11 protein-coding genes are annotated in these 11,944 nt (G+C 67.5%); 5 read left to right on the forward strand and 6 right to left on the reverse strand.

The genetic code is table 11. The features are described from left to right. Nucleotides 1-77 precede the first annotated feature (77 nt). From PWS46_RS10195 to gltX, 5 genes are all read right to left on the reverse strand, one after another. A complete protein-coding gene (locus PWS46_RS10195; protein WP_434614533.1) occupies nucleotides 78-1,304 on the reverse strand; it encodes an ammonium transporter in 1,227 nt (408 codons plus the stop codon). 212 nt (nucleotides 1,305-1,516) lie between these two features. Next, nucleotides 1,517-2,887: a TldD/PmbA family protein gene (locus PWS46_RS10200; RefSeq protein WP_434614536.1), complete on the reverse strand. Its 1,371-nt coding sequence runs from the start codon at nucleotides 2,885-2,887 to the stop codon at nucleotides 1,517-1,519. A 120-nt stretch (nucleotides 2,888-3,007) separates the two neighbouring features. Continuing rightward, the gene (locus PWS46_RS10205; protein ID WP_434614539.1) at nucleotides 3,008-3,439 is read right to left on the reverse strand and encodes a DoxX family protein; all 432 of its coding nucleotides are present in this window, start codon (nucleotides 3,437-3,439) and stop codon (nucleotides 3,008-3,010) included. Between the two features lie 296 nt (nucleotides 3,440-3,735). Beyond that, nucleotides 3,736-5,115: a cysteine--tRNA ligase gene (gene cysS, locus PWS46_RS10210; protein WP_434614542.1), complete on the reverse strand. Its 1,380-nt coding sequence runs from the start codon at nucleotides 5,113-5,115 to the stop codon at nucleotides 3,736-3,738. 28 nt (nucleotides 5,116-5,143) lie between these two features. After that, a complete protein-coding gene (gltX, locus tag PWS46_RS10215) occupies nucleotides 5,144-6,499 on the reverse strand; it encodes a glutamate--tRNA ligase (RefSeq protein ID WP_434614544.1) in 1,356 nt (451 codons plus the stop codon). Nucleotides 6,500-6,680: 181 nt separating this feature from the next. On the opposite strand from gltX, the gene elbB reads away from it, so the two are divergent. The 3 genes from elbB (at nucleotide 6,681) to PWS46_RS10230 (ending at nucleotide 8,413) form a co-directional block, all read left to right on the forward strand. Further along, nucleotides 6,681-7,349 (forward strand): isoprenoid biosynthesis glyoxalase ElbB, encoded by a 669-nt coding sequence (gene elbB / locus PWS46_RS10220; protein WP_434614547.1) that lies wholly within the window; start codon nucleotides 6,681-6,683, stop codon nucleotides 7,347-7,349. A 137-nt stretch (nucleotides 7,350-7,486) separates the two neighbouring features. Then, nucleotides 7,487-8,056 carry a hypothetical protein gene (locus tag PWS46_RS10225; RefSeq protein ID WP_434614550.1) on the forward strand — a complete coding sequence of 190 codons (570 nt, stop codon included), beginning with the start codon at nucleotides 7,487-7,489 and terminating at the stop codon, nucleotides 8,054-8,056. Nucleotides 8,057-8,188: 132 nt separating this feature from the next. Further along, nucleotides 8,189-8,413, forward strand: coding sequence for a hypothetical protein (locus tag PWS46_RS10230; RefSeq protein ID WP_434614553.1), 225 nt, complete (start codon nucleotides 8,189-8,191; stop codon nucleotides 8,411-8,413). Nucleotides 8,414-8,466: 53 nt separating this feature from the next. Here the strand turns inward: PWS46_RS10230 and nadE are convergent, their stop codons facing one another. After that, nucleotides 8,467-10,125: an NAD(+) synthase gene (gene nadE / locus PWS46_RS10235; RefSeq protein ID WP_434614556.1), complete on the reverse strand. Its 1,659-nt coding sequence runs from the start codon at nucleotides 10,123-10,125 to the stop codon at nucleotides 8,467-8,469. A gap of 264 nt (nucleotides 10,126-10,389) precedes the next feature. On the opposite strand from nadE, the gene PWS46_RS10240 reads away from it, so the two are divergent. Then, complete coding sequence (locus PWS46_RS10240; RefSeq protein WP_434614559.1) at nucleotides 10,390-11,376, forward strand: hypothetical protein; 987 nt, start codon at nucleotides 10,390-10,392, stop codon at nucleotides 11,374-11,376. A gap of 155 nt (nucleotides 11,377-11,531) precedes the next feature. Then, nucleotides 11,532-11,942, forward strand: a complete 411-nt coding sequence (locus PWS46_RS10245) for a nuclear transport factor 2 family protein (RefSeq protein ID WP_434614562.1) — start codon at nucleotides 11,532-11,534, stop codon at nucleotides 11,940-11,942. The last annotated feature ends 2 nt before the right edge of the window (nucleotides 11,943-11,944 follow it).

An 11,944-nucleotide genomic window follows, 5' to 3' on the forward strand; every position in this document is an offset into this window, starting at 1 on the left:
GTTCGCGCCGGACACTAAAGCCGCCGCCCCGGCAAAGCAAGAGTTGGCCAAGGGACGGCGGACTTGTGCGCGGCGCATTACAGGGTCGGCGCGTCCTCTTCCGGGTACGCGGTGATGTGGTGCAACGACAGGTCGGCGCCCTTGTACTCCTGTTCGGGGTCCAGGCGGATGCCGACGGTGACGCGCAGCAGGCCATAGACCGCCAGACCGGCGGCGAATCCGAAACCGGCGCCACCCAGCGTACCGACGATCTGGCTGAGGATCGACACGCCGCCCAGCCCGCCCAGCGCTTCCTGACCGAAGACGCCGGCCAGCAGGCCGCCGGTCAGTCCGCACAGGCCGTGCAGCGGCCAGACGCCCAGCACGTCGTCGATCTTCCAGTCGATCTGGCACTTGTTGAAGGCCCAGACGAACAGCAGGCCGGCGATGCCGCCGGTGAGCAGCGCGCCCAGCGGATGCATCACGTCGGACCCGGCGCAGACCGCCACCAGACCGGCCAGCGCGCCGTTGTGGACGAAGCCGGGGTCGGTGCGGCTGATGACCAGCGAAGTGACGATGCCGCCGACCATCGCCATCAGCGAATTCAGCGCCACCAGACCGGTCACGCCGTCCAGAACCTGCGCGCTCATCACGTTGAAGCCGAACCAGCCCACGCACAGCACCCAGGCGCCCAGCGCCAGGAAGGGAATGTTCGACGGCGGAATGGCGATCAGCGAGCCGTTGGCGCGATAGCGGCCGCGGCGGTTGCCGAGGTTCAGCACGGCGCCCAACGCCACCCAGCCGCCGAAGGCATGCACCACAACCGATCCGGCGAAGTCGTGGAAGGGCTGGCCGAAGGTCGCCGCCATCCAGCTCTGCAGGCCGAAGCGGGTGCCCCACACCGTGCCTTCCAGCAGCGGATAGAACAGCGCGATCAGCGCCAGGGTGGCGCCGGCCTGCGGCCAGAACTTGGCGCGCTCGGCGATGCCGCCCGACACGATGGCCGGCACCGCGGCGGCGAAGGTCGCCAGGAAGAAGAACTTCACGAGGTCGTAGCCATAGGCCGCGAAGCCGCCGGCACCCTTGCCGACCAGCGTATGGGCATCGGCGAAGAAATCGACGCCGTAGGCGACCGCATAGCCGACGAAGAAATAGGCGATGGTCGACATGGCGAAGTCCGACAGGATCTTCACCAGCGCGTTGACCTGATTCTTGCGCCGGACCGTCCCGACCTCCAGCAGGGCGAAGCCGCAATGCATCGCCAGCACCATCACCGCGCCCATCAGCACGAAAAGGACGTCGCCACCCGTCTTTGCCGCATCCATTTGCACAAACCTTCAGCATTTCGCCCAAAAAAGCGGCAGATTGCTAACAGATCAGGCATTTATGCGCAAGGGCCTAGCTGACGTTTGGACAGGCAGAGTGGCGGAAATGCAGCACAAAAAGCGGGCGAACCCGCTTTGGGTTGCCCGCTGTCTGCGCAAGAACGATGCCAAATGATGAAGAGGTGGGCGGAGACGCCTCGGCCCTAAGCGATTCACATCCCGGCGATGGTCATGCCGTCGATGCGCACGGTCGGCGCATCCATGCCGAAGCGCAGTTCCAGGTCGTCGGCGGCTTCCATGTTCAGGAACATGTCCTTGAGGTTGCCGGCAATGGTGATCTCGTTGACCGGATAGGTGATCTGGCCGTTCTCGATCCAGAAGCCGCCGGCGCCGCGGCTGTAATCGCCGGTGACGCCGTTGACGCCCATGCCCATCAGGTCGGTGACGTAGAAGCCATCCTTGATCTCCGCCAGCATGTCGGCGCGGCTGCGCTTACCGGCAGCCATATAGACGTTGGCCGGGGCCGGGCCGGGCGGGCCGGAGGTGCCGCGGGCGGCATGGCCGGTGGTCTGCAGGCCGAGCTGCCGGGCGGAGCGCAGGTCGAGCAGCCACGTCGTCAGCACGCCGTCCTCGATGATCGTTCGGCGCGACACTTCGACGCCCTCCGCATCGAAGGGACGGGAGCGCAGGCCGCGCTTCACATGCGGGTCGTCGACGATGGTGATGGAAGGCGCGAAGATCCGCTGCCCCATCTTGTCCTTCAGGAAGCTGGTTCCGCGGGCGATGCTGGGGCCGCTGATGGCGCCGGTCAGATGGCCGAGCAGGCCGCGCGACACCCGCGGGTCGAAGAACACCGGCACTTTGCAGCTCTTCACCCGGCGCGGGTTCAGGCGGCGGACGGCACGCTCGCCGGCCTCCCGCCCGATGTCTGCGGGATCGCGCAGGTCGGCGCCATAGACCTTGCTGTCGTAATCATAGTCGCGCTCCATCCCCGTGCCGGTCCCGGCCAGGACGGAGGCCGACAGCGACTGGCGCGACACACCATAGCTGCCGGCAAAGCCGTTGGAGGCGGCGATCGCGATGGTCGAACGGCTCCAGCCGGCGTCGCCCCCTTCGGAGTTGGTGACGCCCTGGACCGCCAGCGCCGCCTCTTCGGCGATGCGGGCGCGCTCGATCAGCGTTTCCGCCGACGGTTCCTCGCTGTCGCAGATGTCGAGGTCGGGCCAGCTGCGGGCCAGCTGCTCCGGATCGGCGATGCCGGCGAAGCCGTCCTCCGGCACCACGCGGGCCATCGCGATGGCGCGTTCGACCAGTTCCTCCAGCGCCTTGCCGCTGCGGTCGGTGGAGGAGACGATGGCCTGCCGCTTGCCGACGAACACCCGCAGGCCGAGATCGCCGGATTCGGAGCGCTCCAGCTTCTCGGTCTGGCCCAGCCGATGGGAAAGGGAGACGGACGCGCTGTCGAACAGCACGGCATCGGCGGCATCCGCACCGGCGGCGCGCGCCTTGGCGATCAGGTCGTCCAGCAGATTCAGGACCCCGGACGAATCCGTCTTGTGCTGGTCGTTCGGCGAAACGGTCATCAGGCTCTCCGGTTGGTCTCCGTCCTGTCTACCAAATGGGACGGCGACGCGGAACGGGGAAGAGGCAAATTGCCCCCTCCCCGTTCCGCGTCGCAACCGAATGCAGTTTTCTATTGCGGTTCAGGCCAGTTCGCGACGGGCGGCCGGGGTGCCCAGCGCCGGAACCTTCAAGGCGAAGGCCCCCTCACCCAACAGCGACTGCACCACCAGCAGGACCGTCCAGAATGCCGGGAATTCCCAACCACCGCCCTGGGCGTTGAAGACCCAGCCGTTGCCGACATGCTGCAGCGTGGCGCCGATCATGATCGGCAGCAGGGCCAGCGCGATCCAGCGGGTGTAGACACCGGCGATCAGCAGCAGCCCGCCGCCGATCTCGCCCAGGATCACCAGATAGGCGAAAACGCCGGGATAGCCGATGCTCTCGAAGTAACCGACGGTGCCGGGAATGGTAAAGGTCAGCACCTTCAGCACCAGGCCGTGGGCCAGGAACAGCAGGCCGAGGCCGACGCGCAGCAGGAAGGCGGCATAAGGGGCGGTGCGATTGTCGATCATGGTCAGGGTCTCCTCGATCAGGGTGGCCGCCCCAAAGCTCTGGGTGGGCCGCGTTTCGTCTGAAGAGGAGATTAGCCTGATCGTTCTGCGCGATAATCAGCGGAGTCGGCGAAGATTTGTTGCGGATGAAGGGACAATGGGAAGGAAGGATGCCCTCTCCCGCCCCGGGAGAGGGAGGGTGAGGGGGAGTCCAAGAATTCCGAACCGCATGGTTCCTTGGACCACCCCTCACCCTTCCCACCGCTTCGCGGCGGGCCCCTTCCCTCTCCCGGGGCGGGAGAGGGTATGCCCGCATCTCACCCGCGCTTCCAGGTCGTGCCCTGCGGGCCGTCTTCCAGGACGATGCCCTTGTCGGCCAGCTCTTTGCGGATGCGGTCGGCCTCGGTAAAGTTCTTCGCGGCGCGGGCGGCCTTGCGGTCGGCGATCAGCTGCTCGACATCGGCGTCGCTAAGCCCTTCGGCACCGCCGCCGGCCGGCGCCCAGCGGAACCAAGCCTCCGGTTCCTGCTGCAGCAAGCCGAGCTGCTGCCCCGCCGCCAGCAGCGCGCCCTTGGCCGCCGCCTTCTCGGCATCGCTCTTCGCCTTGTTCACCGCCGTCGCCAGCTCATGCAGATGCGCGATGGCGAGCGGGCTGTTCAAGTCGTCCTCCAGCGCCGCCAGCACGTCGAAGGGCAGCTCTGCCGCGATCGGTGCAGGTTCGCCGCGCAGGGCCTGATACCAGCGGTCGAGCGCGCCCTTGGCCTGCCGGATGCCCTCGCGGGTGAAGTCCAGCGGCTGGCGATAATGCGCGCTCAGCAGCGTCAAACGGATCGCCTCGCCAGGGAACTCGTCCAGCAGGTCGTGCACGGTGAAGAAGTTGCCGAGCGACTTCGACATCTTCTCGCCTTCGACCGTCACGAAGCCGTTGTGGACCCAGTTGCGGGCCAGCCGGTCGGTGCCGTTGGCGCAGCAGCTCTGCGCGATTTCGTTCTCATGGTGGGGAAAGATCAGGTCCAGCCCGCCGCCATGGATGTCGAAGACGGGACCAAGATGCTCCTTGGCCATGGCGGAGCATTCGATGTGCCATCCCGGACGCCCGCGGCCCCACGGGCTGTCCCAGCCGGGCTGGTCGGGCGTGCTGGGCTTCCACAGCACGAAGTCGGAGGCGTCGCGCTTGTAGGGAGCCACCTCCACCCGCGCACCGGCGATCATGTCATCCAGCGAGCGGCGCGACAGCTGGCCATAGCTGGGCATCGACGGCACGGAGAACAGCACGTGCCCTTCCGCCGCATAGGCGTTGCCGCGTTCGATCAGCGTGGCGATCAGCGCGATCATCTGGCCGATATGCTGGGTCGCCCGCGGCTCGATGGTCGGGCGCAGGGCGTTCAGCGCGTCCATGTCGGCATGGAACAGGTCGGTGGTGCGCGCGGTCAGCGCATCGATCGGCTCGCCGCTGTCGCGGGCGCGGTCGATGATCTTGTCGTCCACATCGGTGATGTTGCGGACATAGGTCACTGCCGGATAGAGCCGCGACAGCAGCCGGAACAGCAGGTCGAACACCACCACCGGCCGGGCGTTGCCGATGTGGGCGGTGTCGTAGACGGTCGGACCACAGACATACATGCCGACATGGTCCGGGCGAAGCGGCTCGAAGCGCTCCTTACGGCGGGTCAGCGTGTTGTAGAGGTCCAACGGCACGGTCCGAACTCCTGAATGAAGAGAGGTTTCAGGCGGTTTCGCCGGCCAGACGCCGGAGGCTGCGCGCCCGTCCGATCAGGGGTAGCAGGTTCTTCAATTCCGGTCCATGGTCGCGCCCGGTCAGCGCCCGACGTAGAGGGAGGAACAGCTCCTTGCCCTTGCGCCCTGTCGCCCCCTTCACCGCATTGGTCCAGGCGCCCCAGGTGCCGAGGTCCCACGGCTCGTCGGGCAGCAGCGCCGCCGCCTGGGCCAGGAAGCCGGCATCCTCCACCACCGGCGTCACCGGCGCGTGGGTCACCGCCCACCAGTCGCGCGCGTCACCCAGCCGCGCCAGATTGGGCCGCACCGCCTCCCAGAAGGCGGCATCGGCGCCGGTCAGACCCTGCGCCTCCAATCGGGCGGCCACGGCGTCGAACGGCGTCAGGTGCAGGATGCGGGCGTTCAGCCGGCCCAACTCCTCCGGATCGAATTTCGGCGTGCCGCGGGCGATCTTCGACAGGTCGAACTCGGCAACCAGTTCGTCCAGCGTCAGCCGCGCCTCGATCGGGTCGGAGGTACCGAGCTTCGCCAGCAGGCTGTTGACCGCCATCGGCTCGATGCCGTCCTCGTCGCGCAGGCTGCCGACCGACAGGCTGCCCAGCCGCTTCGACAGCCCCTGCCCGCCGGCATCGGTCAGCAGCGGCAGATGGGCGAAGGTCGGCACGGCGGCGCCCAGCGCCTCGCCCAGGGCTTCAAAGATCTGGATCTGCACCGCGGTGTTGGCGACATGATCCTCGCCGCGGATGATGTGGGTGATGGCGAAGTCGGCGTCGTCCACCACGCTGGTCAGGGTGTAGAGCGGACGGCCATCCTCGCGAATCAGCACCGGGTCGCTCAGCGCCGCGCCTTCGAAATGCACCGGCCCGCGCACAAGGTCGGTCCATTCCACCGGAGTCGGGGTCAGCTTGAAGCGCCAGTGGGCCTTGCGCCCCTCCCCTTCCAGCCGGGCGCGGTCTTCGTCGGTCAGGCGTAGCGCCGCACGATCGTAGATCGGCGGACGGCCCTGCGACACCAGGCTGGCGCGCTTGAGGCTCAGCTCCTCCGGCGTCTCGTAGCAGGGATAGAGCCGGCCGGCGGCCTTCAGCGCCGCAGCCGCCTCGTCATAGCGCGGATAGCGGTCGCTTTCGCGGGCGAATCGATCCCAGCTCAGGCCGAGCCACGTCAAATCGGCGGCGATGGCGTCGGCGAACTCCTGGGTGGAGCGTTCCTCGTCGGTGTCGTCCAGCCGGAACATGAAGCTGCCGCCGGTCTTGCGCGCGAACAGCCAGTTGACGAGCGCGAGGCGCACATTGCCGACATGGATGCGGCCGGTCGGGCTGGGGGCGAAACGGACGGCGGTGGACATGGCTGGACTCGGGTTGCGGACGGGACAGGCGGGCAGTCCTAGCACGGCGGGCGCGCCTTCCGAAAGCGGTCCGCCACCGATGCAGCCGCGCAACAGGTGGTGCCCTGCGTCCGTTGGCACGGTAGGCGCGGGAAACGCACTGCGTTAGCTTGGCGGCAAATCCAATCCTCGGAGACATCCTATGGCGGACAAGAGCTTGCGCATCGGCGTCGTGCTGTCGGGTTGCGGCGTGTATGACGGTGCGGAAATCCACGAGGCGGTCTGCACCCTGCTGGCCATCGCTAAGGTCGGCGCGGTCGCGGTGTGCTACGCACCCGACATCCCGCAAGCCCATGTCGTCAACCATCTGACCGGCCAGGAGACCGGCGAAAGCCGCAACGTGCTGGTCGAATCGGCCCGCATCGCCCGCGGCAAGATCACCGCGCTCAGCGAGTTCTCGGCCGGCGACGTCGATGCGCTGATCTTCCCCGGCGGCTTCGGCGCCGCCAAGAACCTCAGCGATTTCGCCTTCAAGGGCGCCGACTGTTCGGTCAACCCACAGGTGGTCGCCGCGGTCGCCGCCATGCGCGCGGCCGGGAAACCGATCGGCGCCCTGTGCATCGCGCCGGCCATCCTCGCCAAGATCCTGGGCCAGCAGAGCGTCGAGTTGACCATCGGCAACGATTCCGGCACCGCCGCCGCGCTGGAATCGATGGGCGCCGTCCACCGCACCACCGGCCATGGCGAGATCGTGATCGACCGCGGCCTGAAGGTCGTCACCTCGCCCTGCTACATGCTGGACGCCAATCTGGTCCAGATCGCCGAGGGTGCGGAGAATACTGTCAAGGCTCTGGTCGAGCTGGCGAAGTGACCAAGTGAAATCGGCCGGCGAAGGGGGTAGCGATACCTCCTTTGTCACCGGTAATGTCACAAAGCTGGGCAATAATTCATTAACCGCCTTCCCACACCCTTTGCCTCAGCTTCTTTTCTATCAGGCGAGGGTTGGCGATGACCTGCATTGTGGGATTGGTGGACGGCGACCGGGTGTGGATGGGCGGCGACAGCGCCGGAGTGAACGGCCTGGACATCACGGTGCGCGCCGACACCAAGGTGTTCCGCAATGGCGACAGCCTGATCGGCTTCACCAGTTCCTTCCGCATGGGCCAGCTGCTGCATTACCGGCTGGATGTCCCGCCGCGTGAGCATGACATCGATCTGTTCCGCTACATGGTCGTGGACTTCGTCGATGCCGTCCGCAACTGCCTGAAGGATGGCGGTTACGCCCACCGCTCCAACGACGTGGAGACCGGCGGCACCTTCATGGTCGGGCTGGAAGGCCGGCTGTTCACCGTGCAGTCCGACTATCAGGTCGGCGAGGCGGTGCGCGGCTATCACGCCATCGGTTGCGGGTCGGACTATGCGCTGGGTTCGCTGGCCTCCACCATCGGCCAGCCGCCGGAAGAGCGCGTGCTGAAGGCGCTGGAGTGCGCCGAGCTGTTCAACGGCGGCGTCCGCGCCCCCTTCACCATCCAGTCCAACCTGCGCCGTCCGCAGCTGTCGCTGACCGAAGCGGCGTGATCACTTCTTCGACCAAAGTCGAAAGGCCGGGCCAAGGCTGCGCTCTGGTCATCCAAAGAATCGTGGCGTATGAACCCGTGTCCTGCTGCAGTGCGGGACAGGGAATAACCACAAGAAAATTGGGTGATCGAGATGACGGACCAAGCGGTTACCGCCGATGCTTACTTCGGTGAAGACGAGAACCCGGCCGGGTTGTTGAACAACTGGGGAAATTCGCCCCTTTTCGTCTTCCCGGCCATGCTGCTGATCTTCATCATGCCGCTGGCGATCATCTTCCACCCGACCTGGGTGGTGCTGCCGGCCGTGCTGTGGACCTTCGGCATGATCGCCACCATCATCAAGCTGACACGCGGCTGAAGCCGGCGCGAATGCGAAGGGGGAAGGGGGACCGCTCCCCCTCCCCGTCCCCTCTACATCAAGTCGATGAAGCCGCCGGCAACCGGAAAGCGACGCAGCGACGCGACCGTCCGGCGTGAAATCCGCGGCCCCGGCGGGGACCTGCGGCGGCCCGCTTCCGCTTGAACCACCAGCCGCCAGACCGCCTCCACCGTCTCGGCCGCATGGCCGCGCCCGGCAAGGTCGGCCGGCGACAGCCCGCCGTCGAGCAGGCCCGCCAACAGATCGTCCAGCGCCTCCACCCGCGGCAGTCCGGCCGGAGTCCCGGCCTTCAGCCGGCGCGCCAGCACCCGTTCCGGAACCACCCGCCCGGCCGGCCCGCGCGAACCCGCCGGCTGGTTGGCATTGCGCCAGCGCGCCAGCTCCAGCACGTCCGTTTTCGATACGTCGGCCAGCACGGCATAGCCGCAGCCCGCCTCATCCGCTGCGAGGCCGAGCAGCCGATCGGTCCGGTCCGCCGTGGACAGCAGCAGGGCGCCCATCCGCTCCGCCAACGCCGCCAGGGTTGCAGACCGTAGGCGGGCATGCAGCCGGTCGGCAGCCTCAGCCGACTCCCGCCCGGCAAAGGCCGGGGCCAGCAGCGAGTCGGCGGCCTTCAGCATCGGTGCCAGCGCGACATTGTCCAGGCGGCAGCCCAGCAGTTCGACGATCTCCGCGGTGTCGTCCAGGCTGTCGGCCAAGTTGTCGACCGAATTGCCGACCGGCAGCGGAGCGCGCACGGCCAGCACCCGGTCCGGCCCCAGCGCGTCGACCGCCAGCGCGGCGACCAGCGCCGAATCCAGCCCGCCGGTCAGCCCGATCACGACACCCGGCGCGCCGCTTTTCGTTACGGCGTCGTGCAGACCCAGCATCAGCGCCGTGTAGAGCGCCTCCCTCCCTTCGGCCGGAGCAATCGTTTCGGCTTCGGAACTGTCCCAGCCATCGTCGGCTCCGCGCTCCCACCGGGTCAGCAGCAGATGCTCGGCGAACAGCGGGGCCTGGCCGACCAGCCGGCCACCGCCGGCAAGCGCGAAGCTGCCGCCGTCGAACACCCGCTCCTCCTGCCCACCGACGAGGTTCACGGCAACCAGCGGCAATCCGCATTCCACCACCCGTGCGACGCCAGCCTGCAGCCGTTCGTCGGCGCGGCCGGGAGCGAAGGGACCGGCCAGCATCGCGACCAGCAGTTCCGCCCCGCTTTCAACCAGGGTCTCCGCCACGTCGCCGGTCGTCAGATCACCGCCGATCAGCAGGCCGATCCGCACCCCACGGACATTGATCGGGCCAGGCATCGGACCGTTATCGAAACGGTTTTCCTCCGGCGCACCGATCTCTCCCGCATCCGTTACGGCCTGGAAACGAACTGCGGCGAGCTTGCCTCCGTCCAGCAGCAGGGCGGCGTTGTGGCGCCCCTTGCCCTCCCGCCAGGGCGCGCCGACCAGCAGGGCCGGGCCGCCGTCGGCGGTGTCTTCCGCCAGCCCCTGCACCGTCGCCTCCACCGCGTCGAGGAAGACGGGAAGCGCCGCCAGATCCAGAAGCGGGGTGCCGGACAACGCGCCGGCGGGACAGATGACGAGGTCGGCACCGCGGGCCGCGGCCTCCGCCCTCGCCGCACGGATCAGGACGGCATTGGCAGTGAGGTCGCCCACGGTCGGGTTGATCTGGGCGAGCGCGATGGACAGGCGATCGGTCATGATGGTCGGCTTCCTTCTGGCGGGTCCTTTTCCGGCAAGGGTAGCAGCGCCATCCCCGGGGCGAAAGCCGCCGCTCGTCGCAGGTCATCACGCAGGCGGAACAAGTGGCGGCAAGAGATCGAATGAAGTTCCACAGTCGCGAACAGTTAGTAAGGTAACGAATTTATTTCAATTATTGAAAGAAAATCGCGAAATTAAGAAATGGTAAAGGTTGTTGGCGCCATGCTTCCGCTTGCGCACAAACAACGCGATGCGGGGGCATCCATGTACTACGCGGAGCTCAGCGGCCCGAACGGCAAACCGTCGGTGCTGTCCACGGCTGTGCAGAACGGTTCGTCAAAGACGGCCGGCACGGCGAAGGACGGGCTGGCCAAATCGGACGCGAAACCGGTGGACGGCGACAAGAAGTCCCAGTCGCCGGCCTACACCATCAGCCAGTCGATGGAATCGCTGCTGGACAGCATGACCGGCAAGGGCGGCGCCCAGGCTGCTGCAAGCGGCGGCGGTGGCCTGGCTTCCGCCAACAGCGGCGTGGATCGCGCCAAGCAGGCGCAATCGCTGATGCAGTCGGCGCTGGACCACGGCAAGGGTCTGGCCGGCATGTTCGGCAAGGGCATCGACGCGCTGAAGCAGGGGCTGGGCGATACGCTGAGCGCACTGGGCGTTCCGCAGAACCGCATCGACGATGCCGTGAAGGGCTTCGGCGACGGCCTGAAGTCCAAGCTCGACGGCATGAACCTCAGCGACCTGTCGGTGGACATGCAGGCCACCCAGTCGCAATGGTCGATCGAGTCGCACGGGATCGACCTGGAAATCCAGGACGGCGACCGCAGCGTCAAGATCTCCTTCGCCAAGTCCACCCTGGACTTCCGCCGCGACGACCAGCGGCTGCAGGCGTCGCTGGGCAAGGGCGGCGACATGGCGCTCAGCGCCACCGGCATGACCACCACCGCCACCGGCAAGTCGACCGGCATGATCGTCCGCTCCGAAGGCTTCAGCGAGGACGAGATCAAGGACATCCTCGGCAAGCTGAACGACATGGCCGCCAAGAACGGTGGCGGCGACGGCATGAAGGGACTGGCGGTGCTGAAGCCGACCACGTCGAAGGACGGCGTCACCCACCTGACGCTCGACCTCTCCACGCCGATCGCGGGCCTGTCGGCGGGGAAGACCGGGGCTGCGGACAGTGCGGCATCCGCCGCGACGGCCGGCACGGCCGCGAAGCCGCAGGGCGTCGACCTGACCGCCTGACCCGGTTTCAGGCGTTCATTGTCACAGCGCCGGCCCGGATCCGTCCGGACCGGCGCTTGCCCATGCGGGATGGCTTCTTTACAAGCGGTCGCGGTGGCGGCCTGCCGAGGCCGTGCACTGTCCGTCCTCCCGGAACCATCGCCCGGATGAACGCCATGACCGACCGCGACACGCTGCTGGCCCTGAACCAAGCCTTCTATCGGGCCTTCACCAACCGCGACGCCGCCGCGATGGAAGCCCTGTGGGCGGAAACGCTGCCCGTCTCCTGCATCCATCCCGGCTGGACCGCGCTGTTCGGGCGCGACGCGGTGCTGACCAGCTGGCGGGATGTGCTGCGCGCCCCCAGCGGCATCGTCGTCGAGGCGCGGAACGAGCGCGTGACCCTGCATGGCGACACCGCCCTGGTGGTCTGCGAGGAAACGCTGGGCGACGCCGTGCTGGCCGCCACCAACCTGTTCGCCCGCGAAAAGGGCAGTTGGCGCCTCGCCCATCATCAGGCCGGCCCCATCGCCCACGCCCGCGCCGACGTCGAGGTTCCGGCCAAGCCGCCGCGCCGCCTGCACTGATC

Source organism: Azospirillum sp. B2RO_4 (assembly GCF_051124815.1).
Lineage (GTDB): Bacteria > Pseudomonadota > Alphaproteobacteria > Azospirillales > Azospirillaceae > Azospirillum.

What these genes read in the sequence shown, in the direction of transcription:
- PWS46_RS10195 (WP_434614533.1), bottom strand. Translation starts at nt 1,304, where the DNA reads ATGGATGCGGCAAAGACGGGTGGCGACGTCCTTTTCGTGCTGATGGGC.
- nadE (WP_434614556.1), bottom strand. Translation starts at nt 10,125, where the DNA reads ATGACCGATCGCCTGTCCATCGCGCTCGCCCAGATCAACCCGACCGTG.
- gltX (WP_434614544.1), bottom strand. Translation starts at nt 6,499, where the DNA reads ATGTCCACCGCCGTCCGTTTCGCCCCCAGCCCGACCGGCCGCATCCAT.
- PWS46_RS10225 (WP_434614550.1), top strand. Translation starts at nt 7,487, where the DNA reads ATGACCTGCATTGTGGGATTGGTGGACGGCGACCGGGTGTGGATGGGC.
- PWS46_RS10245 (WP_434614562.1), top strand. Translation starts at nt 11,532, where the DNA reads ATGACCGACCGCGACACGCTGCTGGCCCTGAACCAAGCCTTCTATCGG.
- PWS46_RS10200 (WP_434614536.1), bottom strand. Translation starts at nt 2,887, where the DNA reads ATGACCGTTTCGCCGAACGACCAGCACAAGACGGATTCGTCCGGGGTC.
- PWS46_RS10205 (WP_434614539.1), bottom strand. Translation starts at nt 3,439, where the DNA reads ATGATCGACAATCGCACCGCCCCTTATGCCGCCTTCCTGCTGCGCGTC.
- elbB (WP_434614547.1), top strand. Translation starts at nt 6,681, where the DNA reads ATGGCGGACAAGAGCTTGCGCATCGGCGTCGTGCTGTCGGGTTGCGGC.
- PWS46_RS10230 (WP_434614553.1), top strand. Translation starts at nt 8,189, where the DNA reads ATGACGGACCAAGCGGTTACCGCCGATGCTTACTTCGGTGAAGACGAG.
- PWS46_RS10240 (WP_434614559.1), top strand. Translation starts at nt 10,390, where the DNA reads ATGTACTACGCGGAGCTCAGCGGCCCGAACGGCAAACCGTCGGTGCTG.